This is a genomic window from Umezawaea tangerina (assembly GCF_003002815.1).
GTDB lineage: Bacteria > Actinomycetota > Actinomycetes > Mycobacteriales > Pseudonocardiaceae > Umezawaea > Umezawaea tangerina.
The window spans coordinates 161,370-188,326 of the sequence record NZ_PVTF01000005.1 but is presented as its reverse complement, the minus strand read 5'-3'; the positions used below and the strand labels follow the sequence as shown (position 1 = coordinate 188,326).

At 71.8% G+C, this 26,957-nt stretch carries 27 protein-coding genes; 16 read left to right on the top strand and 11 right to left on the bottom strand.

Annotation, left to right across the window (positions count from 1 at the left end):
• Positions 1 to 32: 32 nt before the first annotated feature.
• Positions 33 to 1,541, bottom strand: coding sequence for an ATP-binding protein (locus CLV43_RS18385; protein ID WP_245886639.1), 1,509 nt, complete (start codon positions 1,539 to 1,541; stop codon positions 33 to 35).
• A 53-nt stretch (positions 1,542 to 1,594) separates the two neighbouring features.
• Between CLV43_RS18385 and CLV43_RS18380 the strand changes: the two genes are divergently transcribed.
• The 5 genes from CLV43_RS18380 to CLV43_RS18360 all read left to right on the top strand — a co-directional run bounded on the left by CLV43_RS18380 (position 1,595) and on the right by CLV43_RS18360 (position 7,313).
• Positions 1,595 to 2,155, top strand: a complete 561-nt coding sequence (locus tag CLV43_RS18380; RefSeq protein ID WP_106188797.1) for an AAA family ATPase — start codon at positions 1,595 to 1,597, stop codon at positions 2,153 to 2,155.
• 55 nt (positions 2,156 to 2,210) lie between these two features.
• Positions 2,211 to 3,533 (top strand): erythromycin esterase family protein, encoded by a 1,323-nt coding sequence (locus CLV43_RS18375; RefSeq protein WP_106188441.1) that lies wholly within the window; start codon positions 2,211 to 2,213, stop codon positions 3,531 to 3,533.
• A 479-nt stretch (positions 3,534 to 4,012) separates the two neighbouring features.
• On the top strand, positions 4,013 to 6,349 hold the full coding sequence (locus CLV43_RS18370) for a glycoside hydrolase domain-containing protein (RefSeq protein WP_106188440.1): 2,337 nt from the start codon (positions 4,013 to 4,015) through the stop codon (positions 6,347 to 6,349).
• Positions 6,350 to 6,369: 20 nt separating this feature from the next.
• Complete coding sequence (locus CLV43_RS18365; RefSeq protein ID WP_146174798.1) at positions 6,370 to 6,666, top strand: hypothetical protein; 297 nt, start codon at positions 6,370 to 6,372, stop codon at positions 6,664 to 6,666.
• A complete protein-coding gene (locus tag CLV43_RS18360; protein ID WP_106188438.1) occupies positions 6,663 to 7,313 on the top strand; it encodes a M15 family metallopeptidase in 651 nt (216 codons plus the stop codon). The genes CLV43_RS18365 and CLV43_RS18360 overlap by 4 nt, the downstream gene beginning before the upstream one ends.
• Positions 7,314 to 7,417: 104 nt before the next feature.
• On the opposite strand, the gene CLV43_RS18355 is transcribed toward CLV43_RS18360, so the two are convergent.
• Positions 7,418 to 7,939, bottom strand: a complete 522-nt coding sequence (locus CLV43_RS18355) for a GNAT family N-acetyltransferase (RefSeq protein ID WP_106188796.1) — start codon at positions 7,937 to 7,939, stop codon at positions 7,418 to 7,420.
• Between the two features lie 182 nt (positions 7,940 to 8,121).
• Here CLV43_RS18355 and CLV43_RS18350 point away from each other — a divergent pair, with 182 nt between their 5' ends.
• Entirely contained in the window at positions 8,122 to 8,613 is a 492-nt protein-coding gene (locus CLV43_RS18350; protein WP_106188437.1) for a hypothetical protein, read from the top strand.
• Between the two features lie 39 nt (positions 8,614 to 8,652).
• Here the strand turns inward: CLV43_RS18350 and CLV43_RS18345 are convergent, their stop codons facing one another.
• The gene (locus tag CLV43_RS18345) at positions 8,653 to 9,648 is read right to left on the bottom strand and encodes a chymotrypsin family serine protease (protein WP_106188436.1); all 996 of its coding nucleotides are present in this window, start codon (positions 9,646 to 9,648) and stop codon (positions 8,653 to 8,655) included.
• Between the two features lie 264 nt (positions 9,649 to 9,912).
• Between CLV43_RS18345 and CLV43_RS18340 the strand changes: the two genes are divergently transcribed.
• The 3 genes from CLV43_RS18340 to CLV43_RS18330 all read left to right on the top strand — a co-directional run bounded on the left by CLV43_RS18340 (position 9,913) and on the right by CLV43_RS18330 (position 12,502).
• Complete coding sequence (locus tag CLV43_RS18340; RefSeq protein ID WP_106188435.1) at positions 9,913 to 10,515, top strand: NADPH-dependent F420 reductase; 603 nt, start codon at positions 9,913 to 9,915, stop codon at positions 10,513 to 10,515.
• A gap of 20 nt (positions 10,516 to 10,535) precedes the next feature.
• Positions 10,536 to 11,531, top strand: coding sequence for an alcohol dehydrogenase catalytic domain-containing protein (locus CLV43_RS18335; protein ID WP_106188434.1), 996 nt, complete (start codon positions 10,536 to 10,538; stop codon positions 11,529 to 11,531).
• Positions 11,532 to 11,608: 77 nt separating this feature from the next.
• Positions 11,609 to 12,502 carry a hypothetical protein gene (locus tag CLV43_RS18330; protein WP_106188433.1) on the top strand — a complete coding sequence of 298 codons (894 nt, stop codon included), beginning with the start codon at positions 11,609 to 11,611 and terminating at the stop codon, positions 12,500 to 12,502.
• Between the two features lie 17 nt (positions 12,503 to 12,519).
• Here CLV43_RS18330 and CLV43_RS18325 read toward each other — a convergent pair whose 3' ends face one another.
• Positions 12,520 to 13,065: an epoxide hydrolase N-terminal domain-containing protein gene (locus tag CLV43_RS18325; protein ID WP_106188432.1), complete on the bottom strand. Its 546-nt coding sequence runs from the start codon at positions 13,063 to 13,065 to the stop codon at positions 12,520 to 12,522.
• A 116-nt stretch (positions 13,066 to 13,181) separates the two neighbouring features.
• On the opposite strand from CLV43_RS18325, the gene CLV43_RS49310 reads away from it, so the two are divergent.
• Together CLV43_RS49310 and CLV43_RS18315 are read left to right on the top strand one after the other, a co-directional pair.
• Positions 13,182 to 13,946 (top strand): TetR/AcrR family transcriptional regulator, encoded by a 765-nt coding sequence (locus CLV43_RS49310; RefSeq protein WP_245886637.1) that lies wholly within the window; start codon positions 13,182 to 13,184, stop codon positions 13,944 to 13,946.
• On the top strand, positions 13,882 to 14,223 hold the full coding sequence (locus CLV43_RS18315) for a TIGR03618 family F420-dependent PPOX class oxidoreductase (RefSeq protein WP_170155883.1): 342 nt from the start codon (positions 13,882 to 13,884) through the stop codon (positions 14,221 to 14,223). The genes CLV43_RS49310 and CLV43_RS18315 overlap by 65 nt, the downstream gene beginning before the upstream one ends.
• 9 nt (positions 14,224 to 14,232) lie before the next feature.
• Here CLV43_RS18315 and CLV43_RS18310 read toward each other — a convergent pair whose 3' ends face one another.
• Positions 14,233 to 14,886, bottom strand: coding sequence for a response regulator (locus CLV43_RS18310; protein ID WP_106188430.1), 654 nt, complete (start codon positions 14,884 to 14,886; stop codon positions 14,233 to 14,235).
• A complete protein-coding gene (locus tag CLV43_RS18305) occupies positions 14,883 to 16,145 on the bottom strand; it encodes a sensor histidine kinase (protein WP_106188429.1) in 1,263 nt (420 codons plus the stop codon). The genes CLV43_RS18310 and CLV43_RS18305 overlap by 4 nt, the downstream gene beginning before the upstream one ends.
• A 336-nt stretch (positions 16,146 to 16,481) precedes the next feature.
• Between CLV43_RS18305 and CLV43_RS18300 the strand changes: the two genes are divergently transcribed.
• Both CLV43_RS18300 and CLV43_RS18295 read left to right on the top strand, forming a co-directional pair.
• Positions 16,482 to 18,650, top strand: a complete 2,169-nt coding sequence (locus CLV43_RS18300; protein WP_106188428.1) for an MMPL family transporter — start codon at positions 16,482 to 16,484, stop codon at positions 18,648 to 18,650.
• 98 nt (positions 18,651 to 18,748) lie between these two features.
• A complete protein-coding gene (locus CLV43_RS18295) occupies positions 18,749 to 19,222 on the top strand; it encodes an SRPBCC family protein (RefSeq protein ID WP_106188427.1) in 474 nt (157 codons plus the stop codon).
• A gap of 5 nt (positions 19,223 to 19,227) precedes the next feature.
• Here CLV43_RS18295 and CLV43_RS18290 read toward each other — a convergent pair whose 3' ends face one another.
• On the bottom strand, positions 19,228 to 20,130 hold the full coding sequence (locus CLV43_RS18290) for an oxygenase MpaB family protein (protein WP_106188426.1): 903 nt from the start codon (positions 20,128 to 20,130) through the stop codon (positions 19,228 to 19,230).
• A 273-nt stretch (positions 20,131 to 20,403) separates the two neighbouring features.
• Here CLV43_RS18290 and CLV43_RS18285 point away from each other — a divergent pair, with 273 nt between their 5' ends.
• Positions 20,404 to 20,694 (top strand): DUF4342 domain-containing protein, encoded by a 291-nt coding sequence (locus CLV43_RS18285; RefSeq protein WP_106188425.1) that lies wholly within the window; start codon positions 20,404 to 20,406, stop codon positions 20,692 to 20,694.
• A gap of 86 nt (positions 20,695 to 20,780) precedes the next feature.
• Here the strand turns inward: CLV43_RS18285 and CLV43_RS18280 are convergent, their stop codons facing one another.
• On the bottom strand, positions 20,781 to 21,350 hold the full coding sequence (locus CLV43_RS18280) for a TetR/AcrR family transcriptional regulator (RefSeq protein ID WP_106188424.1): 570 nt from the start codon (positions 21,348 to 21,350) through the stop codon (positions 20,781 to 20,783).
• A gap of 86 nt (positions 21,351 to 21,436) precedes the next feature.
• On the opposite strand from CLV43_RS18280, the gene CLV43_RS18275 reads away from it, so the two are divergent.
• Positions 21,437 to 22,342, top strand: a complete 906-nt coding sequence (locus CLV43_RS18275; RefSeq protein WP_106188423.1) for an NADP-dependent oxidoreductase — start codon at positions 21,437 to 21,439, stop codon at positions 22,340 to 22,342.
• Positions 22,343 to 22,346: 4 nt separating this feature from the next.
• On the opposite strand, the gene CLV43_RS18270 is transcribed toward CLV43_RS18275, so the two are convergent.
• The gene (locus CLV43_RS18270) at positions 22,347 to 22,949 is read right to left on the bottom strand and encodes a TetR family transcriptional regulator (RefSeq protein ID WP_106188422.1); all 603 of its coding nucleotides are present in this window, start codon (positions 22,947 to 22,949) and stop codon (positions 22,347 to 22,349) included.
• An 82-nt stretch (positions 22,950 to 23,031) separates the two neighbouring features.
• On the opposite strand from CLV43_RS18270, the gene CLV43_RS18265 reads away from it, so the two are divergent.
• Positions 23,032 to 24,474, top strand: a complete 1,443-nt coding sequence (locus CLV43_RS18265) for an FAD-dependent monooxygenase (RefSeq protein WP_245886636.1) — start codon at positions 23,032 to 23,034, stop codon at positions 24,472 to 24,474.
• Between the two features lie 24 nt (positions 24,475 to 24,498).
• On the opposite strand, the gene CLV43_RS18260 is transcribed toward CLV43_RS18265, so the two are convergent.
• On the bottom strand, positions 24,499 to 25,932 hold the full coding sequence (locus CLV43_RS18260; RefSeq protein ID WP_106188421.1) for a carboxylesterase/lipase family protein: 1,434 nt from the start codon (positions 25,930 to 25,932) through the stop codon (positions 24,499 to 24,501).
• A 33-nt stretch (positions 25,933 to 25,965) separates the two neighbouring features.
• Entirely contained in the window at positions 25,966 to 26,871 is a 906-nt protein-coding gene (locus CLV43_RS18255) for an MBL fold metallo-hydrolase (protein WP_106188420.1), read from the bottom strand.
• Positions 26,872 to 26,957 lie beyond the last annotated feature (86 nt).

Genomic DNA, 26,957 nt, shown 5'->3' with positions numbered 1-26,957 from the left:
CCAGACGGTCCAACTTGGACGACGCGTGCCGCTCAGCCGGCCGTCCAGCAACCCATGATGTCGTCCGGTCCCCACACCAGGTCCACGTCATCGACGCTGATGTCCGCGCCCGACAGGGACACCACGACCAGTCCGGAGCGCCGGTCGTCGTAACCCGGGACGTGGCCGGCCGCGTGTCGCAGTGCTTCGAGGTCGTGGCGGTCGAAGCGGCTGGTGATCCACTTGATCGACCCGGCGAAGTCGATCCGGGTGGCGACGGGGGAGCGGTCGGCTCCGACGAGGTCGACCTCGGGGTTGTGCTGCCGGTTCCACCAGCCGCCCACCGAACCGGTGTCGGGCCAGGGCAGATCGCCTGCCTGTCCGGCGAGTTCCAGGGCCTCGCGGATGAGCGGTTCGACGGCGCGACCACGCCAACTGGTCCACTGCCGGTCCAGCACGCGTGCGCCGATGTGGGGACGTCCGCGGCGGGCCTGGTCCTGGATGGAGCGTCCGATGGGCAGGTAGAAGCGCAGGTTGCTGTCGGCGACCCGGTAGAGCCCCGGCTTGCCCGGCGTGGTCGACAGCGGGTGGTCCACTGCGAGGACCCGCTTCTCCTCGGTGAGCCGGCGCAGCAGCGGTGACAGCGTCCCAGAGGGGATTTTCCCCTGGGTGCTTCCGGCGGTGGCGGCGATGTTGGCGTGCGTGCGGTTGTCCCCGCCGATCGACTCCACGACGCGGTGGGCCTGGTCGGGGTCGGGGAACTCCGCCAACATCGAGGATTCGGGCACGCCGAACAACGGTGCGGCGGGGTCTTCGCACTCGCGGCGCAAGAACTCGGCCGGGGGCATGCCAGAGGGCCAACTGCGGAGGATGCCGGGCAGTCCGCCGGTGACCAGGTGCGCATCGATCGCGTCCGCCCCGTCCAGGCCAAGAGCACGCCCCGTCTCCGCGGGGTTGAGCGGTCCGAGCACGAGGTTGTCCGCGCGGCCGTAGAAGGGGCGGTCGTAGGCGGTGAGGCGTTCCATCATGTGCAGGTCGCTGCCCAGCAGCACCAGCAGCACCGGGCGTTGTGACCACAGCCGGTCCCACGCGGTCTGCAACGCGCCGTCGAAGACTCTGTCCTGCTCGGCCAGCCAGGGCACTTCGTCGAGCACCACGATCGACGGTGTCTCCGGCAGCGTCGAGTCCAGGACGCGGAACGCGTCAGGCCATCCACCGGTGACCCCAACAGGTGGCAACGCGCGCCCGGCCGCCGCGAGGGACGAGTCGGCGAGTTCGGCTAGCAAGGCGGTGACCGACTCGACCGCTGACGCGCCCTTGGTGGCGGCGAAGTACAGATAGGGGATGTCGGCCAGATCGCAGAACTCCTGCACCAGCCGCGACTTGCCCACTTGGCGTCGGCCGCGAATGGCGATCGCCGAGCCGGTCCGCGACGCGATGACCCGATCGAGTCGCTTGTGCAACAAGCGGAGCTCAGTGTGCCTGCCCACGAAAAACGACATGGCAGCAGTGTAGATGCCATCTACGTAGACTGCATCTACATAGATGCGGGCCATCGTCATTGACAGCGGAATCGTGGGGGCGGTGGGTGGATCTTGTCGATAAGGTGGACATGGTGGCGCGACTCATCCACCTGAACGGCCCGCCCGGCATCGGCAAGTCGACGTTGGCGGCGGTCTACGTCGATCGGCATCCCGGCGCCCTGCACCTCGACATCGACGGCCTGCATCGGCTGGTCGGTGGGTGGGAGGACGAGGAGACCGACACGTGGCCGGTGGTGTGGGAACTTGGGCGGGCGATGGTGGCGGCTCATCTGCGTGGTGGGCGGGATGTCGTGCTGCCCCACTTCTTCGGGCAGGTCGAGGAGGTCGAGTCGTTCGAGGGGTTCGTGCGCGAGCACGGGGCGGACTTCGTCGAGGTGGTCCTGCTGGACGACCGGGCGGTGGCGGTGGAGCGGTTCAACCACCGGGCTCGGGGCAGCGTCGACCCGTGGGTCCGCCACCACTTCCGACTGATCGGGGTGAACGGCGGGTCGGTCGTGCTGGAAGGCATGTACGACAGGCTGCTGGAGGTCGTGCGCATGCGTCCGGGGGCGGTGGTGGTGCGCAGCGTGGTGGGGGAGGTGCAGGAGACCTACGGGCTGGTGGTGGCGGCGTTGGGGGAGACGGTGTCGTGACCGGGGGTGTTGTCGGGCTTGATCCTGACGTCGCGTCAGGTTCTACGGTCGGGGAATGGACATCGACATCACCGGATGGCTGCGGGAGAACATCGTCCGCCTGAGGACGATCGAGCCGGGAGACGCGAGCTACCGCGAGCTCGAACCGTTGCGGGACATCGTCGGTGACGCGAGGGTCGTGGCCATCGGCGAGAGCACGCACCGGGTGCACGAGTTCTACCAACTGCGCCACCTGGTGACTCGGTTCCTGGCGGAGGAGATGGGGTTCACCGCGTTCGCGATGGAGTCCGGCTTCCCCGAAGGCTGGGCCGTCCACGACTGGGTGCTCGGCGGCGGCGGTGACCTGGACGCGCTGCTGCGCGACGGGATCACCTACCACATGGGCAAGTGCGCGGAGATGCGCGACCAGCTGCTGTGGATGCGCGAGCACAACCTCACCCACGACCGCAAGCTGCGCTTCTACGGCATGGACGTGCCGGACTCCAGCGCGTCCGCCCTGCCGGGTGTCCTGGCCGCGTTGGGGTTCCTGGACGAGGCCGACCCGGAGTACGCCGCCGCGGTCGGCCGGAACCTGGTGCCGCTGTTGGACTACCTCCCCTCCGACCGCACCGGACTGGCCTGGGCGGCACCCGCGATCCACGCCTACCTGGCCCTCGGTGCCGCCCACCGCCACGAACTGACCGCCCGGATCAGCGAGCTGGCCGAACGCCTTCGCGCGCTGCGCGTCCCGTACTCCACAGTGGACCCGACCAAAGCCGACATCGCGTTGCAGTGCGCGGTGAACGCGAGGTACGCGGACGCCTTCCTGGCCAACATCGCCGCCGCGCCGGAGCGCACCTACCGGGGCGCCAACGTCCGGGACGCCGCGATGGCCGACAACGTCGAGTGGATCCTCGGCCGGGAGGACCGCGTCGTCATCGCGGCGGCGAACGGGCACGTGCAGCGCTGGCCGTACCGCGTCCCCCCGATCATCACCGAGGAGCAGGTCATGCTCGGCCAGCACCTGGCCCGCTCGCTCGGTGAGCGGATGGTGGTCATCGCGACCACCTACAACGGCGGCCGCGTGTTCAGCCACCGCCCCCTGGTCGACGGGCCGCCCGGCCACACCGAGGTGTTCCACGAGGACGTCGCCCCGTTCACCGAACCGGGCAGCCTCGACGTCCTGCTCGCGAGCGCGGGCGAGCCGCTCGCCCTGCTGGACCTGCGCGACGTCCCCGCCGACGGCGCCGTGGCCGACCGCTTCGCCCGGATCGACGGCACCCAGCAGGGCGCCTACAAGCAGCTGGTCAACCCCCTCGTGGCGTTCGACGCCGTCGTGCACATCGACAAGGTCACACCCTGGCACACCTTCGTAGGCCCTCCGAGGAAGCGCGTCTGACGGCAGCGCCAGACCTTCCGGTGCGGCCTCGTCCGATGATCGCCACGAACGACGCCGGTGGCGGTTGACTCGCCTACCGGCACGCGGTTAGCTGTCATCAGGTGGTCACAGATCATCACGGCACCTGGGGAGGTGTGTCCGTGATGGCTCGGCGGCCATCGCAGGGTGACGGGAACCGTTGCCCGCGAACGAAAACGGGGGGCATCATCCGCGGTCGGGGCATCGACGAAGGCTGACTTCCGCGATCGGCGAGACCTGTGTGCGCCGGACCGACGAGCCGGCGCGGTCGAAGCCGCGCGAACTCCTACCGCGGAAGAAGTGCGTTCCGGGGTAGAGGTGAACGCACCGGCGTCGGCAAGTCCACTGTGGACTGCTTCCGTCGCGATGTCGGTGCGCCTTGATCCCGCGACCGGGCACGACCGCGACCTCCCCAGCACCTGCCGTGATCACGAATGGCGGCGACCGACCTTGGGGGGACGATGGATCAGCGTGTGCTCGAGGCCCAGCAGTGGGTGAACGCCGCGTACACCGGTGTGCCGGGCTACGAGAGGTGCGAGGAGAACGGCAGGACCGGGTGGGCGACGATGTTCTCGCTCACCCGCGGACTGCAGCACGAACTGGGCATCACGGAGCTGTCCGACACCTTCGGCCCGACCACCATGGGCTTGATCGCCGCCCAGGGGCCGATCGGCCAGGGGTACAGCAGGAACGCGAACATCGTCCGGATCATCCAGCACGGCCTGTTCTGCAAGGGTTACGACGCGGGGGAGACCCAGACCGGCAGGTTCCACTCGGGCACCGCGGGTGCGGTGAGCGGTCTCAAGACCGACATCGGGTTGTTCGGCTCCGACGGCACCGTCGACCCCAAGATCTTCAAGGCGATCCTCAACATGGACGCCTACGTGATGCTGTCGGGCGGTCGGCCGCGGGTCCAGACGATCCAGCGGTGGCTGAACGGCAAGTACCTCAACCGGTCCACCTTCTTCGTCATCCCCTGCGACGGGATCTACTCGCGCGACGTCCAGCAGGCGTTGATGAAGGCGATCCAGTACGAGGTCGGCATCCCGGACGACAACGCCACGGGGAACTTCGGCCCCGGCACCCAGGCGGGCCTGGCCCGCAACCCCGTCGGTCCTGGCTCGTCGCAGAGCTGGGTGGAGCTGTTCAGCTCGGCCTGCGCCTTCAACAGCCCGATCCGCAGGCCCGACGGCGGCGCGACGGAGGCGGGGTTCCAATACCGGTGGGACGACGACCTGGCCTCCTGGGTGAGGATGTTCCAGCGCTTCTCGCTGCTGGAGGAGAGCGGTGTCGGCGACTACCGCACCTGGGCGCAGCTGCTGGTGTCGATGGGGGATCCGGACCGGCCCGTCTCCGCGTGCGACACCAGCAGGCACATCCTCGGCGGTCGAGGCGCACGGCTGTTCAACGCCGGCTACCGAGTCGTGGGCCGCTACCTCGACGAGTCGCCGGACGAGTCGCTCGACAAGGAGCTCCAGCCCGGCGAGCTCGCCGCCATCTTCGCGGCGGGACTGCGCGTGTTCCCCATCTCGCAGTACTACGGCCGAGGCCTCGAGGACTTCAGCTGGTCGAAGGGGTACGACCACGCGCTGCTCGCGCACGGGCGTGCGGTCGGCTACGGCTTCAACGCCGGAACGGTGATCTACTTCGCGGTCGACTACGACGCGACCAGCGAGGAGATCACCAGCAACATCGTCCCGTACTTCAACGGCGTCGCGGCCGGACTGCGGTCGCGGGGCGGACGGTACGTGCAGGGCGTGTACGGGTCCCGCAACGTGTGCAGCCGCGTGAGCAGCGAGTCGTACGCGCGGCACTCGTTCGTCTCCGGGATGTCGTACGGCTTCTCCGGCAACCTCGGCTTCCCCATGCCGGACAACTGGGCGTTCACCCAGATCAAGGAGTTCTTCTTCGAGCCGTCGTCGAGCGACTCGTTCCCGCTCGACAACAACGTCTGGCGGGGCACGGATCCCGGCTGCGGTCCGGAGAACGTGAACGGCCGGGACGCGACGCTCGACGAGTTCCTCGCCTTCACCAGGACGCTCTACTCGTTGGCGGTCTCCTACGGCGGTGACCCCACCGACCGGGTGCTCGAGTACCTGCGCTACCCGAAGTACGACGGCGTCAGGACGGGGTGGACCCTGCTGATCGGCTCGGTGGACGAGGCCTGGGTCCGCTACGTCAACGAGAGGGTGGCCAACCCCGTCCGGAGCTTCCTGGACCCGGCCACCAGGTTGAGCGTCAACCTCGACCACCTCGCCGCGACCGCCCACGCGGTCTACCGGAAGGGGACCGGTCCCGGCACCGCGTCGACCAGGGGGGACTTCGGAGGCTGGGCCGGTGACCTGTGCACGCTCTACGGCGAATGGCGCTACGCCGAGAGCTCGTACGCCTCGGGATACCTCTTCGTCGAAGCCAGGTTCGCGAAGCTCAACGTAGAGTCGACGTTCGCGCTCACCGACTACATCCAGGACTGCGACGGCCAGCTGATCGGGACCGCCGCCCGCGCCGGCGGCAGGATCGACGACGTCATCGCGGCCTACATGACCGGGACCGGACCGGCGACGAGGTTCAGGCAGTTCTACCTCACCCGCCATGGCGGCAGTGCGCAGAACGTCTTCACGACGGCGAAGAACATGCTGAACGGTCTGCACGGCGACGTCGAACTGTACGGGCTGCAGAGCGCGGCGATCCTGCTGTCGGGCGGCGTCGTCACACTCCCGACGGACATGCCGGACTACAAGCTCGACCCGTTCGTGCAGGGATACGCTGACGCGGTCGAGCGGCTGTCCCGCGGATGACCCGAGTAGCGAGGACGATGATGAAGGCAGGCCGTGTGGCCAGGTGGTCGCTGTTCGGGGCGGTGGCCATGTACGTGTGGGGGTTCTTCAACTCGCTCGCGGTCCCCGACATCGAGGACACGTGCCGTGGGCGCGGCCAACCCTGGGTACCCACGGCCTACAACGAGTCGTCGCTGTTCCCGCTCTCCAACCCCTGCAACCCGAACTACGACCTCGTCCCGCCCTACGTGAACCCGCTCTTCTTCGCCCTCCTGGCGTTGTCGGTCGTGTTCACCGTCGTTGTCATCGTGCAGAGAGCCAACAGGGGGAAGACGTGAACGAACCATCCGGGGGAACGTGGGGACGCCGTCGGTTCCTGGGCGTCGCGGGCGGCCTCGCCGCGGCCGTGTCCATCGGCTTCGCGCCCGCCGCAGCGGCGACCGCGCAAGGATCGGTGTCGGCCAACGGTTGGCCGTTGCGGCACAAGGACATCGTGCGGCTGAGGGTCGAGGGATCGGGTGCCACCGCGGCACTGCGCTCCGGCGACGTGGCCACCGTGCTGCTGCACGTCGCACGCCGCTTGCACTACGAGATCGCGCCACTGCTGCCCGACCAGGTCACCCAGACCGGCGGCGGCGCGCCGTTCGAGTCGAACTACCTGTCCGGCACGGCGTTCGCGATCCGGCCGGACCTCTACCCGACAGGGGTGAAGGGGAACTTCTTCCCGCACGAGCTCGCCGTCGTGCGTGACATCCTCGCCGAGTGTGAAGGAGTCGTCCGGTGGGGAGGCGACTTCAAGAAGTCGCCGAAGGAGGGCCACTTCCAGATCGACGTGAAGCCGGGCAACGCCAAGCTCACCGCGGTGGCCCGCAAGATCGGCCAGTGGGGACCTGGCAAGTCCGCGGGCACACCCCGTGACGTGTTCGACGAGACCCGCCACCTGATGGCGAAGGTCCTGGCCAAGCAGCAGATCACCACGGGCTGACGAACGGGGGCGGCGCGACCGGCTCTTCGCGCCGCCCCTACGCGTTCGACGAGGCGCGGATGTGGCGTTGTCGCTGTCACCGGTGGACCGGGTGCGAGATCCCGTCACCGCCGGCCGGTCAGCGGGCGGGAGCGCCAGACCACGGCGAGCGCGGGGTCGCCGGTGGGGCTGGGTTCGACCTCTTCCACGGTGAAGCCCTCGCGTTCGTAGAAGGCGCCCGCGCGCTCGTTGGCGGCGAAGTGCTCGATGTGCAACCGGTCGACGTCGGCGGGCAGGTGTGCGGTGAGGGCGTCGAGCAGGCGCGGGCCCAGGCCGCTGCCGCGGTGCCGGGGGTGCAGGTACAGCTTGTAGACCACGTGGTCGGCACCTCGGCGTCCGTGCTCGCCGACACCGGCGATGTCGCCGTCGACCTCGGCCAGCACCACCTGGCCGTTGGCCACGACCTTGGCCAGGTAGGTCTCGTTCCACCAGCTGCGGACCTGGCCTTCGGCCGCGTCGGCGCCGATCAGCGGGGTGTAGTGGGGGCGGATGTGCTCCTCACCGAACCGGTGCAGCGCCGGGACGTCCTCCGGATGGGCATCGCGCAGGACCGGGTCCGCCTTGCGGGCTTTCGCGTCTTCCGCCATCGCGAACACCTTGCCAGGTCGTGGTGCGCCGCGCCGGCTCGATCACCGACGTGTCCGGTCTCCGGAAGTCGGTGGCGACCAAGGGGCCGCACGGGCGTGCCCGGATTCCCGTGCTGTGCAACGGCCGAAGGGGTCTGTTCCGTCCGGCAGGCGGGAGTGTGGTGCGCATGTGGCGGAGGGCTGTGGGTGTGGTGGTGGCCGCCGTGGTGCTGGCGGCGTGCGGGAGAGCGGTCGAGACCGGCGGAGGTGATGTGGTGCAGGCGGTTCCGGGCTGCGGCCAACGGGCGGACGGGCTCACCGCCACCGGCGTTCTGGCGCTGACCGGGAGGTTTCCCGGCAGTGTCGAGCGGGGTGGTGGGACGTTCGCGGGAACGGTGACGGTGACGAACAACGGGCAGGCGCTCAAGGGGGACACGTCCGAGCTGGCCGACGTGGTCGTCGTGCGGGACGGGAAGGTCGTGGGCGCGCCGCTGCCGAAGGACCTGGTGGCCAAGCCGCTGGACCTCCCCGCCGGTGCGAGTGCGGACTTCCCGGCCACCGGGAGCCTGCGGGAGTGCGATGGCGGCGAGCCGCTGGCCGCTGGCTCCTACCAGGTGTTCGCGGTCGTGTCGGTGAACCTCGGCGGCCAGGGCGTGGTCGCGGTCGGTGGGCCGTGGTCGCTCGACGTGACGTGAGCGGGCCGGGGGTGGCTCCACCCACCCCCGGCCCCGTGCTCAGGTGGCGATGGTGACGCCGAACCGCGCGGCGACGCGGCTCCAGAGCTCCGCGTACGCCGTGCCGCCGCCGATGGCGATGACGTGGCCGCGGATGTGCTTGTCGGGAGCGGACACGCTGCCGACGTAGAACGGCGAGCCGGAGTCGCCGCCCTGCGGCAGGTTCCCGCCGGTGAACGCGGTGACGGGGGACTTGCAGCCGCTGGAGGTGCAGACCGTGGCGGTGACGCTGGTGGCGGTGTGGCCGCAGTTCTCGCCGGTGGTGCGGCCGCTGTGGCAGTAGTCGGTGAAGCCGACCACCGGGTCACCCGCGGACAGCACGTGCGCGCCGGTGGTGCTGTCGACGCCGCCCAGGTAGATGAACGGCCCGTAGGACTGCCCGCTGATGAGCTCCATGTCCTGGGACGGGAGCCCGTTGCCGCTGATGGTGCCCACGGTCAGGCCGCCCAGCTCGGTCACGGCGGTCTGACCGTCGGTGAAGCAGTGGCCCGCGGTCACCTGGAAGCGGGTGCCCGCGGAGTTCTGCACGGTGTAGCCGGAGGAGCAGCGGGCGCTCGGCGCGGTGAGCGTGATGCCCGCGCCGCCCCAGAACGCCGGGACGTCGTCGCGGCGGCTGAAGATGTCGCTGACCTCGTGCTTGCGCACGTCGACCACGGTCCCGTAGGAACCGACCAGGGAGGCGACCACGTCGCCGGGGGCGTCGGTCTCGACGACGACCTTGCCGCTGGTCGGGTCGGCGTAGGCGCCGAAGGTGTACTTGGTGCCGCGGGTCTTGACGTAGTCGACGATCCGGGTCTGGATGGTCGACGACGCCACGTCGACCGCCTGGCTGACGACCGGGGCTCTGCGGCCGGCGTCAGCGGGCGCGACGCCTTGGCCGCTCGCCTTGCCGGTGTTGTCCGGCTTGGGGTCGGAGGCGTTCGCCGGGGCCGCGCCGATCGCCAAGGTGAGGGAGGCGGCGGCGAGGGCCGCCAGGACGGGTCTGAGTAATCGCACTGCGGGGTTCCTTTCGTAGGTGCCGTGTTCAGGGGCACGGCGCAGTAGTCAGGAACCTCGGTGTGGTGGGGAGATACGGCCGTGCGGCGGCATCGGGATACCCGATGGGCCGCGGGTGGACGTCCGTCGAGCGTGCTCGCCAATCGGAACCGCGCCCCGGACCGTTCGGGCTCCGCGGCTTGACAAGTATTGATGGTGATGGTCATCATTAATTTGATGTCGGATGACATCAAAAGGCGGAGGCGTACCTCGGGGAGGGCGTTCATGGAGTTCGGAACCATCGGAGCGGGCACGATCGGGCAGGGGATCGCCGGGCATCTCGTGGCGGCGGGTCATCGCGTCGTGCTGAGCAACAGCCGTGGTCCGGCCTCGTTGGCCGACGTGGTGGCGCGGTTGGGGCCGTTGGCCACGGCCGGAACGGTCGCGGAGGCGGCGGCGGCCGACATGGTGTTCCTGGCCGTCAGGTGGCAGGACATTCCCGAAGCGCTGGCCGGTGTGTCCACGTGGGACGGTCGGATCCTGGTCGACACCAGCAACCAGATCACCGGCCTGGCGCAGGCGGACTACGTCGACCTCGGTTCGGACACGGGCAGTGAGCTCGTGGCCCGGCACGCACCGGGTGCACGTGTGGTCAAGGCGTTCAACACGTTGTTCGCCCGGTACATCACCCCCGACCCCCGGCACGCCGAAGGTCGCCAGCTCCTCTTCTACGCCGGGGACGACGAGGGCGCGAAGTCGGACTTTCGCGCGGTCGCGGACGGGATCGGCTTCGCGCCGGTGGACGTCGGGTCGTTGCGGGAAGGCGGTCGGCTGATGCAGGTCGGCGGTGGACCGCTCTCGGCCCTGCACGCCCTCAAGCAGGACTGAAGAGAAGGGAAGCGCGTTCGATGAAGGCACTCGCCTACGAGAAGGCCCACGCGCTCGACGCGTTCGCCGTCGACCTGGTCGACGTCGCGGAACCACGGCTGCGCGACAAGGACCTGCTCATCGGAGTCCGTGCCGTCGGGATCAACCCCGGTGAGGCGATGGTCCGGCGGCTGCGCGGCGCGGAGGCCGGAGGGCGGCTCGTCCTGGGCTGGGAGTTCGCCGGGGTGGTCGAGGCCGTGGGACCCGCTGTCGCGGGCTTCGCGGTCGGCGACCGCGTCATGGGCACCGGCGACATGGCGCGCGACGGTGCCTGGGCGGAGCGCGTCGCGGTCGATCACCGCGTGGTGGCGCGGATTCCGGACCGGTTGTCCTTTGTGGACGCCGCCTCGCTGCCGATCGGTGGTCTCACGGCGTGGGAGGCGCTGTTCCGCGACGGGGACGGCTTGGCGGCGGGAGTCGACCGCGTGCTGATCGTGGGCGGCGCCGGTGGTGTGGGGACGCTGGCGACCCAGCTGGTGAAGAGCCGGACGTCGGCCCTGGTGGTGAGCACGGCCTCGCGTCCCGAGTCGCGCGAGTGGTCGACGGGCATGGGGGCGGACGTGGTCGTCGACCACACCGCGGACGTGCCCGCCCAGCTCCGCGACGCCGGTGTCGACCAGGTCGACCTCGTGCTGTCCACCGCGGGGACCGTCGGCAACATCGGCTGGATCACCGAGGTGCTGAGGCCGTTCGGATACCTCTCGGTCGTCGACCCGACCGGCCCGCTCGACCTGGGCCCGCTCGCGGCCAAGTCCGTGTCGCTGCACACCGAGATGGTCTTCAGCAGGGTCACGGCCGGGTACGACGTCGGCGGCCAGGGCCGAATCCTCGCGGGCCTGGGGCAGGACGTCGTCGCGGGCAGGGTGCGCCCCATCACCACGACGGTGCTCCACGGGCTGACCGCGGACACGATGAGGAAGGCGCACGAGCTGGTCGAGGGCAAGCGGACGATCGGGAAGACCGTGATCGAGGTCTGACCCGGCACCCGACGACACGACAGGCGCACGTCCGTTTCATTCAAGACCTCGGCGTGCGGACTGGTCATGCTGGGGTCATGACTGTTGACCTCTCCCGCGCCGCGGCGTTCCTGGCCTGTCATGGTCGGGTGCTCGACCGCCGTCGCTTCGACCTGCTCGTCGGCCGGACCGGTCCGGACGCGGTGCTGGCCGCGGTGGACGGCTACCGCAACCCCGACGGTGGTTACGGCTGGGGACTGGAACCGGACCTGCGTGCTCCGGAGAGCCAGCCCGCGGGTGCCCTGCACGCTTTCGAGGTGTTCGAGGACGTCGCGCCGCTGACGACTCCGCGCGCGGTCGAGCTGTGCGACTGGCTCGACTCGGTGACGTTGCCGGACGGCGGGCTGCCGTTCGCGCTGCCGGTCGCCGACCCCGCGGGGTGCGCGACGTTCTGGGCGGAGGCGGACCCGTCGGTGTCGACCTTGCAGAGCACCGCGTTCGCCGCCGGTGTCGCCCACCGCGTCGCCGCGCACGACCCCGCGGTCGCCGCGCACCCGTGGCTGGAACGGGCGACCGGGTACTGCCTGGAGGCCATCGCCGCGGTGCGGGAGCGGCCGCACGCGATCGCGCTGTCGTTCGCCATCCGCTTCCTCGACGCCGCCCACGACCGCTACCCGGAAGCCGCGAACCTCCTGGAGCGGCTGGGGGAGTTCGTACCGGACACCGGTCTCGTCCCGGTCGACGGCGGCAGCGAGGGGGAGACCATGCGCGCGCTCAACTTCGCGCCGGTGCCGGGTACACCGGCGAGCGCTCTGCTGCGTCCCGGTGTGCTGGAGTCCGAGTTGGACCGGCTCGCCGGACGGCAGCTGGACGACGGTGGCTGGGTGGTCGACTTCGCCTCCTTCTCCCCGGCGGCCGCGTTGGAGTGGCGCGGTTACGCCACCGTCCAGGCCGTGCAGACGCTGCACCGGGCCGGGCGGCTGGACCTCTGACGGCGGCCGAGCCGTGGTCAGGAGGTCTGCGGCGGTCGGAAGGTCGTGCGGATCCGGTCGGTGAGGACGTCCGGCTGCTCGAGGGCGGCGAAGTGGCCGCCGCGCTCGAGTCGGGCGTGGTGCAGGACAGTCCCGTAGCGCCGCTCGGCCCAGCGTCGGGACGCCTGCACGGCCTCGCCGGGGAAGATGGCGAACCCGGCGGGAACGGGGTTCGGTTCCGGGGGACCGCCGGGCGTGGCGTACGCGCTGAGCTCGTCCTCGTAGTGCCGGGCGCGCGCGACCATCCGCCGCTCCTCCTCGGTCGCCTCGTCCACCTCCTGCTCGGTCGGGAACAGCAGCGGCAGGGTGAAGTGCGCGCCCCGGCACCGCTCGGGCGCCTTGCGGGTGATCCGCTCGACGACGGCCGCGCCCCAGTCGCCGCCGTGGGCGACCGGGTTGGTCAGCGGGCCCACCAGGTGCCGGAACTCCAGGATCGAGCCGGGCCGGCCGTGGCACAGCAGCAGCGGCACCGCGTCCGGCTCGGCCGACCTGACGTGCAGGAAGTGGACGTCGATCCCGTCGATCGGGGACTGGCATCGGGTGCTCCCGGGTGGTCGTGGCGGGACGGCGCCGTCCTAGGCAGAAAGCGGAAGAAGTCTTCAACTTGGAATAGTTCTTCCACTTGGATATGCTCCGGCACGTGGTCGACCCCGCCCCACCTCTGCGCCGCGACGCCGAGCGCAACCGCAGGCTGCTGTTGCGCACGGCCTACGAGCGCATGGCGGTGGAAGGGCTGGATGTCTCGTACGAGGACATCGCGCGGGCGGCAGGCACGGGGATGGGGACGGTGTACCGGCGCTTCCCGCAGCGGCAGGACCTGCTCGACGCGTTGTTCGGCGAGCACATCGACACCGTGATCGGCTTCGCCGAGCAGGCCTGGCGGTACGAGGACGCCTGGGCCGGGCTCTGCTGGTTCCTCGAACGGCAGCTGGAGGTCGAGTCGGGGAGCCGGGGGCTGGGGGAGCTGCTCCGCAGCCGCCACCAGGCCACCGAGCTGGTGCGGCGGGCGCACGAGCGGATGACCCCGCTGGTGGCCGACCTGATCGACCGGGCCGTCCGCGCGGGTCGGCTGCCCGCCGGGGCGACGCCCGCCGACTTCGCCGCGGTGCACGTCATGGTGGGCAGCGTCATGGACGCCTCCCGCGCCGTCGACCCGCGGCTGTGGCGGCGGGCTCTCCGGATCGCACTGGCGGGCATGCGCCACGCCGACCTGTCCGACGACCCGCCGGACGAGGCGGTCATCGGCCACCTCTACAACGACCCAAGAGATGAAGGCACAGCCCATGACCGCACTGCCCGACGACCTGATCGCCGTTCTCAACACCAAGGCGATCTGCTTCGTGACCACGCTCATGCCCGACGGCTCCCCGCAGATCACCCAGACCTGGGCGGGCACGGACGGTGAGCACGTGCTCATCAACACCGTCGACACCCACCAGAAGACGCGCAACCTCCGCCGCGACCCGCGCATCGCCATCGGCATCGCCGACCCCGCCGCACCGTCGCGGTACTGGGCCCTGCGCGGCAGCGTCGTGGACCTCACCACCGACGGCGCCCGAGAGCACATCGACGAGCTGTCCCGGAAGTACCTCGACCGGCCCTACCCCGACTTCGGCGGCGGTCAGCAGCAGCGAGTCCTGCTCACCGTGAAGGTCGACCGGATGCACACGCCACGGGGCTGACGGGCCCGATCACCGCGCCAGGCCCTGGCGGAACGCGAAGACGGCGGCCTGGGTGCGGTCGCGGAGCTCCAGCTTGCCGAGCACCCGTGCGACGTGCGCCTTGACGGTGTACTCGGACACGACGAGGTCGCGGGCGATCTCGGCGTTGGACTTGCCGGTGGCCATCTCGACGAGGACCTCCCGTTCGCGGTCGGTCAACCGGGCCAGCCTCGGGTCGGCGGCGGGGGAGTCGCCGGTCGGCAGGTGCTCGGCGAAGGTCTCCAGCAGCCGCCTGGTCACCCGCGGCGCGACCACCGCGTCACCGCGGGCGATGGTGCGGATCGCGTCGACCAGGTGCCGGGGGTCGGAGGTCTTGAGCAGGAAGCCGCTGGCGCCCGCCTGGAGGGCGGCGAACGCGTACTCGTCCAGGTCGAACGTGGTCAGGGCCAGCACCCGGCTGGGCAGCCCGGACTCCACGATCCGCCGGGTGGCCTGCACGCCGTCGGTGCCCGGCATCCGGATGTCCATGACCACGACGTCGGGCCGCAGCCGCTCGACGAGGGCGACGGCCTCCTCGCCGTCGCCCGCCTGGCCGACCACCTCGATGTCGTCGCTGCCGTCCAGGACCATGCCCAGACCCAGCCGGACGAGCGGTTCGTCGTCGACGAGCACCACCGTGGTCATGCCGGACTCCCCGTGTGCGGTGCGGCCAGCGGGAGGTGCGCGGTGACCCGCCAGCCGGAGGTCTCGTCGGGACCGGCGGTGATCGTCCCGCCGTGGGCGAGCACCCGTTCGCGCATCCCGATGAGGCCGTGCCCGGTCCCGGTGCCCGCCGGTGCCGCGCCTCGGGACACCCCGTCGTCGACGACGTCGAGGACGAGCTGGTCGGTGGACCACCGCAGCGTCACCATGGCGCACCGGGCGTCGCGGGCGTGGCGCAGGCTGTTGCTCAGCGCTTCCTGGACCAGGCGGTACGCCGTCAACGAGGTGCCGCCGCCGACCGGGCGGGCCTCGCCGCGACGGACCAGGGCGACGTCCAGACCGGCGGCCCGGACCTGCTCCACCAGGGTCGGCAGCTGCTCGATGCCCGGTGCGGGCGGCCGGGTGGGCTCGTCCCGTTCACCGGGGTCGCGCAGCACCCCGAGCAGGGCGTGCATCTCCTCCATCGCCTCCCTCCCGGTGCCCGCGATGGCCTCCACCGCGGTGAGCGCGACGGGCGGGATGGCGTTGCGGCGCAACGCGACCGCGGCCCCGTCGGCCAGGTTGGTCATCACGGCGATGTTGTGGGAGACGATGTCGTGCACCTCGCGGGCGATGTGCCGCCGCTCCTCCGCCACGGCGGCACGGGCGAGCGCGTCCCTGGTGCGCTCCGCGGTCTCCGCGCGCTCCCGCAGCCCCGCCAGCACGGCGCGGCGGCCCCGTCGGTTGCGCCCCAGCAGCACCGCTGCCCCGGTCAGGATCACCAGGGCGTACACCGGCCTGCTGGCGCCCGGAGCGGGTGACATGGGCGTCAGCACGGTGGCGGCGTCGAACAGCAGGCACAGCGCGGTCGCGGCGACGGCGACCCGGTCCTGTTCCCGGTCCACGACGGTCACCAGGCAGAGGGTGAGCGCCAGGACCGGCACGACGAGCTCGTGACCGCTCAGCCCCAAGGCCGCGAAGGCCGCGACCGAGCACGCGGAGGTGCCGAGGAACGCGGTCACCGGACGGCGGTGCCGCCAGAGGGCGGGGAGCAGGGGGACGACCACCACCAGCACGACCAGCCACAGCGGAGCGGTGATCCCGCCGTCGCGCACCACCAGCGTGCCCAGCAGCGCCACGACGAGCACCGGCCAGACGTCCCGGAAGGCCTCGCGCACCGGGGTCGTGGCGTCGACCTGCTCGTGCGGGTGCCACCGGGACGGCCGGTCGGCGCGGGTCTCCTGCCGGAGGGGCGGTTCCACACTGGACGACACCTCCCCAGCATGCTCCCCGCGCGTCCCCGTCGCATCGCCCGCCGGATCGACACCCGGACGTCGCCACTAGTCCTCGAGGACTACGCGCTGTCGAAAGTGGACGACGGCGCACCAGGACATCCGCGCCACGGCGTGGATGTCCTGGTGTTCTCGACGGGAGGGGCGTAGCTCGCGAGGACTAGCGGACGGGGTCCGGAAAGCCGCCTGGCGAGCGATGCCGTCCGCGGTGTCGGAAGACAGGCTGGGTGCCATGTCCCGCCTCCGAGTTCCGCCCCGCGACCGTCCCCGTGCCTCCCGTCCCGACCGCGTGGAGGGCTGATCACCGTGGCACGCTTGCTCTTCCGCGTCGGCGCCGCGGCCTACCGGCGCCCGGCCCTGTTCATCGTCGTCTGGCTGGTGGTGCTCATCGGCGCCGGTGTCGGCGCGGGTCGACTGGCGGGCAACACGGTGGACACCTTCTCGCTGCCCGGCCAGGAGTCCGTCGAGGCGATGGACCTCATCAAGCGCGAGTTCGGCGGAGGCGGCGGTGACACCGCGTCCGCGCGGGTCGTGGTCAAGGCCCCGCAGGGGCAGACGCTGACCACCGAGGCGAACACCGCCGCCGTGGGCGAGCTCGTCACCAGGCTGGGCGGGCTCGACGGGGTCGCCTCGGCGACCGATCCGCTCCGGCCGACGCCCACCGCCCTGTCACCGGACCTGACCACCGCCTACAGCACCGTCACCTACGACGTCAGCGCCTTCGACCTCACCGCCGAGCAGCACGACGCCCTCGCGGACGCCGTCGCCGGGGCCCGGACCGGCGGGCTCACCGTCGAGGCGTCCGGGGACGCGGTCGGGGTGGGCGGGGGCGGTGCGCACTCCACCGAGCTCATCGGCGTGCTCGCGGCCCTCGTCGTGCTGGCCGTCACCTACGGCGCGCTGGCGGTCGCCGGGATGAACCTGCTGACCGCGCTGGTCGGTGTCGGGGTCGGCGTCTGCGGCATCCAGATCGCCACCGGTTTCGTCGACCTGACCGCCTCCACCCCGTTGCTCGCCACGATGCTGGGCCTGGCGGTGGGCATCGACTACGCCCTGTTCATCGTCAGCCGCTTCCGCCACGAGCTGCGCCGCGGCCAGGACGTCGGAGCCGCCGTCGCCACCTCGGTGGGCACCGCGGGCGCCGCCGTGGTCACCGCGGGCCTCACCGTCGTGATCGCCCTGGTCGGCCTGTTCGTCACGGGCATCCCGTTCCTGACCCAGATGGGCGTCGCCGGGGCGTTCACCATCGTCATCGCCGTGCTCATCGCCACCACGCTCGTCCCCGCGGTGCTGGCCCTGCTCGGCCGCCGGGCGCTTCCCCGCAAGGAACGCGACGCGCCGACCACCGTGCACCGGGACCGGGGGTTCTTCCGCGGCTGGGTCGTCGGGGTCACCCGTCGACGGGTGGTCGCGTTGGTGCTGACCACCGCGGCACTCGGCGCGTTGAGCATCCCGCTGTTCTCCTTGCAGACCACGCTCGCCGTCACGCCCACCGAGAGCACCACCCAGGGCCGGGCCGAGCTGCTGCTCGCCGACGCCTTCGGGGCGGGCTTCAACGGCCCCCTCACGGTGTTCTTCGACGGCGAGGGCGCCCCGCGGGCCGCCACCGACGCCAAGGCCGACCTGGCCGCCCTGCCCGACGTCGTCGCGGTCACCGACCCGGTGCCCAACGCCGACGGCACCGCCGCCCTGCTCACCGTCGTCCCCGAGTCCGGCCCGGCCAGCGCTGCCACCGAGCGGCTGGTCCACGACATCCGCGACCGGCTGCGCGGTGACGGCCCCCGCGCCTACGTCACCGGCCAGACCGCCGTCAGCGTCGACGTGGCGGGCACCGTCAACGCCGCGCTGCCGGGCTACCTGGCGCTCGTCGTCGGCCTGGCGTTCGTGCTGCTGGTCCTGGTGTTCCGGTCCCTGCTCGTGCCGCTGGTGGGCGTGCTGGGCTTCCTGCTCACCATCGGCTCCGCGCTCGGCTCGTCCGTGGCGATCTTCCAGTGGGGCTGGTTCGGCGACCTGTTCGGCGTCGACAACCCCGGCCCGCTGATCAGCCTCACCCCGATCCTCGTCGTCGGCATCCTGTTCGGCCTGGCGATGGACTACCAGGTCTTCCTGGTCTCCCGCATGCACGAGGCCCACGGCGGCGGCGAACCGAACACCGCCGCGATCCGCACGGGCTTCCGCCAGGCCGCCCCGGTCGTGGTCGCGGCGGCGGTCATCATGTTCGCGGTCTTCGCCGGGTTCTTCCCCGGAGCCGACGCGACCATGATGTCGATCGCCTTCGCCCTCGCCGCAGGCATCCTCGTCGACGCCTTCGTGGTCCGGATGGTGCTCGTCCCGGCGGCCATGGCCCTGCTCGGCGAGCGCGCCTGGTGGCTACCGCGGTGGCTGAGCCGGCTGCCCCGGCTCGACGTCGAGGGCGCCACGCTCCAGCCGCGTGAACCCGAACACGAGGAGCACCTGACGGCCGCCGTCCGCTGAACCCCGCGGGCGGGCTCGGAGAAGACCTCTTCGAGCCCGCCCGCGGCAGGACCTGCTCTCGTGGCGTGGAGTCGGGCGGTCGTCGATAGGGTGGCTGCATGAGCCGCTGGGTCGTGTCCGTCGAGCGCCGCATCGCGGCCCCAGCGGACCGGATGTACGCCTTGGTCGCCGATCCCTTGCGGCACAAGGACATCGACGGATCCGACTCGCTGGTCGAGGCCGTCGACGTCAGCTCACCCGTCCGGCCGCTCCGCGTGGGTGACCACTTCGGCATGAGGATGGACCTGCGCGGCAAGTACGTCATGACGAGCACCGTGATCGAGGCCGTGCCCGGCAGGCGGTTCGCCTGGCAGAGCAGGCCGCACGAGGACTCCGCCAGGTGGCGCCTCGTGTTCGGCGGCCGGATCTGGCGCTACGAGTTCGAGCCGGACGGCGACGGCACGCTGGTGCGCGAGAGCTGGGACCTGAGCGAGGAGCCGCTGCGCGTGGTCGTCGCCCTGGGCCGTTGGGCGGCGCGCGGGGCGATGCGCCGCACCCTCGACCGGATGGCCGGGCTCGTCGAGGCGACCTGAGCCGGTCACCGCGAGTGGGGCAGGTTCCTGCGCGGAGTCTCGACCAGGGCGGCGTTCCGGGTCGCCTCGCCGCGTTCGCGGCGCCAGCCCGCACGGGCCCGCGGGTTGTAGCGGCGGTCGTGCGGGACGAGCGTGAACAGGACGTCGACCAGCTTCCCCACCCGCCGGTGGCGCCGCGCGTCGCGGTCGGACCACGGCAGGCCGAGCAGGTCGCGGACCTCGGGGTCGTAGAGCCCGGTCGTCAGCCAGGTGAGGCTTTTCGCGACCAGCACGCCCACCGGCCGCCAGAGCGCGTTCGGCAGCCAGGGGAGGAACGGCGGTCTCGCGATCCCGCGCAGGTCCAACACGTCCCTGGTGACCCGGTTGTCCTCGAGGACCTCGGCGCACATGTGCTTCCAGTAGGACTGGAACGCCTCCCAGCTCTCCGGCACCGGCCGCATCGTCATGTCGTACAGCCGCCACCACGTGACGTGCTCGTCGAACAGCCGTCGCTTCCCCTCCTCGCCGATGCCCCCGGCGAAGTGGTCGGCGATGAGGATCGTGCTGACGAAGAACGTCGCGTGCGCCCAGTAGTAGGTGTCCGGGTCCAGGGCGTGGTAGCGCCGTCCCCGTGCGTCGACACCCTTGACGCGGTCGTGGTAGCCGCGGATCTCCAGTGCGGTCCGGTGGGCGAGCGGCCCGTCGTAGACGACTCCGCTGATCGGGTAGATCGAGCGGAGCAACCGCTGCCAGCGCTCCTCGAAGAACCGCGAGTGCTGCTCGACTCCCGCGCCGAGGCCCGGATGCATGTTCTGCATCGACCCGGCCCACAAGGCGACGAGGAGGCCGCGCCAGTCGCCGAGGTACTTCCACGTGAGCGAGTCGGGGCCGAGCGGATCGGGTGTTCCGCGGGTCCTGCGCACGTCCATCGATTCCTTCACCTCGGACCCAGGCGCTTTCCGTGGATTCCCATTCGGACAACCAACACGAGTTCCGCGGGGACGACTAGCGAGCCGGCGCACTTCGGCCATCTTCCGGCCCAGGTCAAGGGCTTTTCCTGTGGGCAACAACGCGCCGTGGGCGGTGCCGGGTCGCACTCGGGGGCGAATCAGGTGGAGGTCAGGGGAAACCCTGATGGCGGCGGTGTCCCGGCGCGGACATGCTGGAGATGTCAAAAGGACATCCGCAGTGCGAGGAGAGTCATGAGCGAATCCAGGCCCGAGTCCAGCCGCGCCGCCGTCGACTCCGTGGTCGACGCCGTTCGCGGGTTGGTCGACGAGGGCATCAACCGTCGCGTGGTCGTGCGTGACAGCAAGGACGACGTGGTGCTGGAGGTGCCGGTGGCTCTTGGGCTGGTCGCGGCGTTGGCCGCTCCGGTGGTCACCACGATCGGTGTCGGTGCCGCGCTGGTCGGCAAGTGCGGGATCAAGCTCGAGAACCGCCGCCAGCCCGCCGGTCAGCCCCCGGCGACGGTCGACGGCGAGCGGTTGTAGTCGGCGGCGGGGACGTCCGTGCGGGCGGGGACGCGATGGCCGGCGTCCTCGTCCGTGGTGGTGAAGGCCGTTGCCCGCAGCCGGTTTCAGGGCGTCGAGGGCCCTTCGGCCGCGACGTCCAGCAGGTCCCGCCGGGCCGTGGCGAGCAGGTCGGAGAAGTCCGAGTCGTCGCCGAGGAGCCAGCGGTGGGTGGCCAGCCGCAGCACGGCCGAGCCCACGTCGGCGGCCAGGCTCGCCGTCTGGTGGTCGTGGCCGCGCCGGACCAGGGCGGCGACGAGCTTCTCCGACAGCGTCACCATCTTGATCAGCTCGCGTTCCCGCAGCGGTGGGCTGGCCGCGATCACCGCGGCGCGTTCGAGCAGGAAGTCGCGCGGCCGCAGCACGTCCGGAGTGGACGCGAAGGCGAGCAGGAGCGCGGGCAGCGCGCCGAGCCCTTCCGGCGCGGCCTCGATCCGGGGGAGGTAGCAGGCCTCCAGGTCGTCGTCGCCGAACAGGACCTCCCGCTTGTCGGCGAACCAGCGGTAGAAGGAGCGCTCGGTCAGGTTCGCCCGCTGCGTGATCTGCACGACCGTCGTGCCGTCGTAGCCCTGTTCCCGGAACAGGTCCAGCGCCGCCCGTTCCAGCCGTCCACGCGCGTTGCCCTCCCACCGTGCCATGCCCCCAGCTTAGTGACGACAGTTTCTGTTGTCGTGGTGTAGCGTCGGTGACGACAGATCCTGTCGTTACTTCCGGAGGGACGACCATGCGCGCTTTGCGCTTCCACTCGTACGGCGACCCGGCCGACGTGCTGCGGCTGGAGCGGGCGGCACCGCCGGAGCCCGGCCCGGACCAGGTCCGGATCACCGTCGAGGCCTGCGGGCTGACCCCCGCCGACTGGGCCATCTGCGGCGGGCTCCACACCGGCGACTTCCCCCGCGGCATCGGACTGGAGGCCTCCGGCACCGTGGACGCCCTCGGCCCCGGCGTGACCGGCGTCGGGATCGGCGACCCCGTCTTCGGTCCGACGGTGTACACCGGGCCGTCGGCGGGCGCGGCGGACCAGGCCCTGCTCTCCGCGTGGTTCCGGTGCCCCGCCGGACTGGGCGCGGCCGAGGCGGCGGCGCTGCCGATGGCGACCGAGACCGCCGCACGGGGCCTCGCCGCCCTCGGGGACGTCTCCGGCCGGACGGTGCTGATCAGCGGCGCCGGCACCACGGTCGGCTTCGCGGCGGCCCAGATCGCCCTCCGGCACGGCGCCCGCGTCATCGCCAGCGCCGGGAAGACCTACGCCGACGTCCTCCGGGAGGCGGGAGCCGACGTCGTCGCGTACGGCGAAGGTCTCGGCGAACGGGTGACCACGCTGGTGGGCGGCCCGGTCGACCTCGTCTTCGACGCCGCGCCCGCCGGCGTCATGCCGGAGCTGCTGACCACGGTCACCGCCCCGGCCCACATCGTCACGGCCACCGACTTCGACGCGCTGAAGAACCTGGGGGTGCGCAGCACCGGCATGGACATGCACCACCACGTGCTCGGCGAGTACGCCGAACTGGCGGCGCAGGGCCGTTTCACCATCCCGGTCGCCGCGACCTACGCCCTTGAGGACTGGCGCGAGCCGGTCGCCGTCAGCCGTTCGGGACAGGCCCGCGGCAAGCTGGTCCTGGTCCCGTGAGCCGCTAGGAGCCGATGATGGGCTCGTCGGCCAGCGGGATGCCGGTGCGGAGGCGTTCGAGGATCTCCAGGGTGGTGTCGACGTAGCTGCGGTGGGGCTCGCGGGCGACGAGGGTCTGTGCGGCGAAGCGGGCGCCGATGAGCGCTCCGGCGAGGGTCACGACCTCGATGTCGTCGGGGCTGCGGCCGAGTGCGGGGGCGACGAAGCGCGTGGTCTGCTCGACCTCCCACGCGCCGCGGGCGCGCAGTGCCGCGGCGATCTCGGGCACCGTGCGCACCAGTCGCATCCGTAGCTCCTCGTCGGCGCGCTTCTGCTCGTCGAGCCCGGTGAAGGTGGCGCGCATCGCCTCGATCAGCGCGACCAGCAGCGGTGTGCCCGCGGGGACGGCGGCGAGGGCCTGTTCGAACAGCGGGTCGACGTCGTCGAACAGGACGACGTCCTCCTTGGCCGCGAAGTAGCGGAAGAACGTGCTGCGGGCGACCTCGGCCGCGGCCGCGATGTCCTCGACGGTGGTCGCCTCGTAGCCGCGCTCGGCGAACAGGCGCAGCGCGTGGCGCTGGAGCTCGGCGCGGGTGCGCGCCTTCTTGCGTTCGCGCAGGGAGGTCACCGGCAGAGTCTGGCACACGGCCCACCAAGTTAGGACTCAGTCTCATTTAGGACTGCGTCCTATTTTTGGTAGCGTGGTCGGCATGGACATGGATGTGGACGTCACGGTGGTGGGAGCCGGCCCGACGGGCCTGGTGGCGGCAGGTGAGCTGGCCCGGCGAGGCCGGCGGGTGGTGGTGCTGGACAGCGCGCCGGCGCCGTTCCCCGGCCCGCGGGGCAACGGCATCCAGCCGCGGACCCTGGAGGTGCTCGACCCCCTCGGCGTCACCGACCGGCTCGTGGCGCTGGGGACGTTCGGGCTGCCGTTCCGGCAGTACGGGACCGACGGCACGATCCGGGAGCGGGACAGGCACCCCGAGCTCACGCCGACGCCGGACCGGCCGTTCGCGCAGCCGATGATCATTCCGCAGTGGCGGACGACCCAGGTGCTGCGCGAGCGGCTGGCCGAGTTCGGTGGCGCGGTCGAGCAGAACGCCCGCGTCGTCGGCGTGGAGCAGGACGAGGACGGGGTCACCGCCGTCCTCGACGACGGGCGGCGCGTGCGCTCGCGCTACCTCGTCGGTGCCGACGGCGGGTCGAGCACGGTGCGGCGCGTGCTCGGGGTCGGTTTCGCCGGGGAGACCCACGACGAGGTCCGGATGGTGCTGGCCGAGGTCGAGCTGGACGGGCTCGACCGCGACCACTGGCACCAGTTCGACCTCCTCGGCGCGGGCGGGCCCGGCTTCCTCTCGCTGTGCCCGATGCCCGCGTGCCCGACCTGGGCGCTGGGGCTGCGCTCGCCCGACCCGGACGTCCGGGCCGACGAGGCGACCCTGCGCGCCGTGGTCGACGACATCCGGCCGCGCGTGCGCCTGCGCACGATCGGCTGGTGCTCGACGTGGCGGCTCAACGTGCGGATGGTGGACCGCTTCCGCGTCGACCGCGTGTTCCTCGCGGGCGACGCCGCGCACGTGCACTCGCCCGCGGGCGGCCAGGGGCTCAACACCGGGGTCCAGGACGCCGTCAACCTGGGGTGGAAGCTCGCCGCGGTGCTCGACGGCGCCGAGGAGACCCTGCTGGACACCTACGAGGCCGAGCGCAAGCCGGTCGCCGAGGCGGTCATCGGGTTCTCCGGCGAGCTCACCCGCCGAGTTCTCGACTCCGGCGCCGGCGGCTACGCCGATCGTCCGGCGGCCCTTGCCCGCCAAGGGCTCCAGCTCGACCTGAGCTACCGCACCGATCCCGACGCACCCGGCCTGCGACCGGGCGACCGCGCCCCGGACGCCCCGCTCGGCGACACCACCCTGTTCCTGCTGCGCCGCCGGGCCGACTGGACGGTCCTGGCCTTCGACGGGGCCGCCGACCCGGTCGAAGGCGCCCAGGTGCTCGACGCCGACGCCCTCGACGTGGACGGCCACCTGCGTCGGACCTACGAGCCCGTTCCCGGCGAGCGCGTCCTGATCCGGCCGGACGGCCACCTCGGGTGGCGCGGCACCGGCGCCGTACCGGTGATCGGCACGACGAGCGCTCTCGGGTACGCCGGCTAGGCCTTGACCGCACGGCCGCTGTGGTCAGTCGAACGTCCGCACGGTCCTGGTGGCGGGGTCGTAGGCCGCCCAGCCGGGGTCGCCGGTGCGGGCGAAGGCGACCCAGGCGCCGTGCATCCCGGCGGCGAGGTCCGCGGGTGCCGCGTCGGGCCCGAGCAGCCCCGCGGGGCCGTGCAGCCGGGGGTCGTCGGCGACGTCGAACACGAAGGGCAGCTCGACGGTGTGGGCGGCCCCGAGTCGGCCGCCCACCGCCGTGGAGCGGTAGCCGAACCGGTAGACGTGGGTGCTCCCAGCGGCCAGGCGGGTGCGGGCTTCGACCATGCGTGCGGTGCCCGCCCCGAACAGGGCGTCGCCGAGCGCGGCGGACCGCAGGTCGCCGGGTGTCGCGCCCGGACGGCTGTCCGCGAGGGCGGCGACCACGGCACGGGGGTCGGAGTGGGACCGCGCCGCGGTGGCCTCCGCGTCGGCGATCGTCGAGCTGCCGAACAGTCCCTGCGGGACGAGGTAGAGGTGTCCTTCCTCGGTGTTGGTGCCGATCAGCAGGGCGACGTCGGCGGGGCCGTTCCCGAGCGAGTCGGCGGGCTGCTCGGGCAGCACCAGGCTGAACGGGCTGAGGCCCACCAGCGGGTCGGTCGCGGTCGCGGTGCGCAGGTCGAGCCCGGCCAGCGCCGGGATGATCTCGACGAAGCGCTCGTCGGGGATCCGGGCGAACGCCTCCGCGGTGGGCTCGACGCCCAACGCGCCCGCGGCCGCCAGGCCGACCCTCCGCGCCTGTTCCGGGGTGAACGCTCCGGTGCCGCTGCCGCTCTGGACGATCGCCCGGCGGAACAGCCCCTTCGCCTCCGGTGTCGCCAGCAGCGCGCAGACCAGGGTGGCTCCGGCGGACTGGCCGACCAGCGTGACCTCGTCCGGGTCGCCGCCGAACGAGGTGATGGTGTCGCGGACCCAGCGCAGGGCGGCGAGCACGTCGAGCAGACCGCGGTTGGCGGGGGCACCGTCGAGGTCGAGGAAACCGGGGACGCCGAGCCGGTAGTTCAGCGTCACCAGCACGACGCCGTCGCGCGCGAAGGCGCCGCCGTCGTAGAGCGCGGCCCGCGTGGACCCGGTGACGAACCCGCCGCCGTGCACGAAGACCATCACCGGCCGCGCCGCCCCGTCCGCGGCCGGGGTGCGGACGTCGACGGTCAGGTACTCCTCGCCCCGGACCCAGCCGGGCCCGAAGTACGGGGTCATGTCGAGCACGCCGAAGTCGCGCGCGGGCTGCGGCGCCGTGGGGGAGGGGCGGGTGCCGTCGCGGACGCCGTCCCAGCCCGCGTGCGGCCGCGGGGGAGCGAACCGGTCCGCGCCGACCGGGGCCGCGGCGTAGGGGATGGCGCGGTACCGCTCGCCCGCCGCGCCGCGCAGGCCGCGGACGGCACCGGCCGGGGTCTCCACGACGGGGTGTTCCTGGTGGGACAAGGGACTTTCCTCTCCGGAGTGGTGGGTCGGGGATCAGGAGATGCGGGCGAAACCCGCCCACTCCTTGATGGCGAACCCCGCCCCGTCGCGGACGACCTCCGCGCCGCCCTGCCCGCCGAGGTGGGCCGGGAAGACCAGCGCGTTGTCCTCGGCCGCCTGGCCCAGGAGCCTGTGCCGGGTCGCACGGGCCTGCGCCGGGTCCTCGCAGAAGCAGCTGTTGGTCGCCGGCTCGACGAGCTGCAGCGCGGTGTGCACCAGGTCGCCGACGAACAGCGCGCGGTCGCCGCCCGAGTCCAGGGTCAGCACGGACGAGCCGGGCGTGTGGCCGGGGGCGAGGTCCAGCCGCAGGTTCTTGTCGATGCGGTACGAGTCGTCCCACAGGTGCGCCAGACCCGCCGCGTGCACCGGGGCCACGCTGTCCTCGAACACGTTCTGGTTGCCGCGCCCCAGCAGCGGCTTGTGGTCGTTGGCCGGGTTCCAGAAGTCGAAGTCCCGCTCGGGCATCAGGTAGGTGGCGTTGGGGAACGTCGGCACCCAGGTGCGGCCGTCCAGTCGGGTGTTCCAGCCGACGTGGTCGACGTGCAGGTGGGTGTTGACCACGAGGTCGACGTCCTCCGGCCGCACCCCCGCGGCCGCGAGGTTGTCCAGGAAGTCGGTGTCCAGCCGGTTCCACACGGCCGCGTACGGCCGGTCCTTGTGGTTGCCGACCCCGGTGTCGACCAGGATCGTGCGGCCTTCGCTGCGCAGCAACCAGGTCTGGATGGCCGCGACGCACTCGTTCGTCTCCGGGTCGAGGAAGTCGGGCGCGAGCCAGGAGCGGTGCTCGTCCCACGCGCCGTCGGGGCTTTCGGGGAAGAACTCCGCCGGGGTCATCTCGACCGAGCCGAAGTACTCCTTGACGCGGGTGACGGTGACGTCGCCCAAGGTGATCTGATCCATCCTCCCAGCGTGCGGGAGTCCTGTCGGGACAACCACACCACGCCCGTCCTATCCCTGGCGGGGTGTGGCTCGGCCGGTCGCCGCCG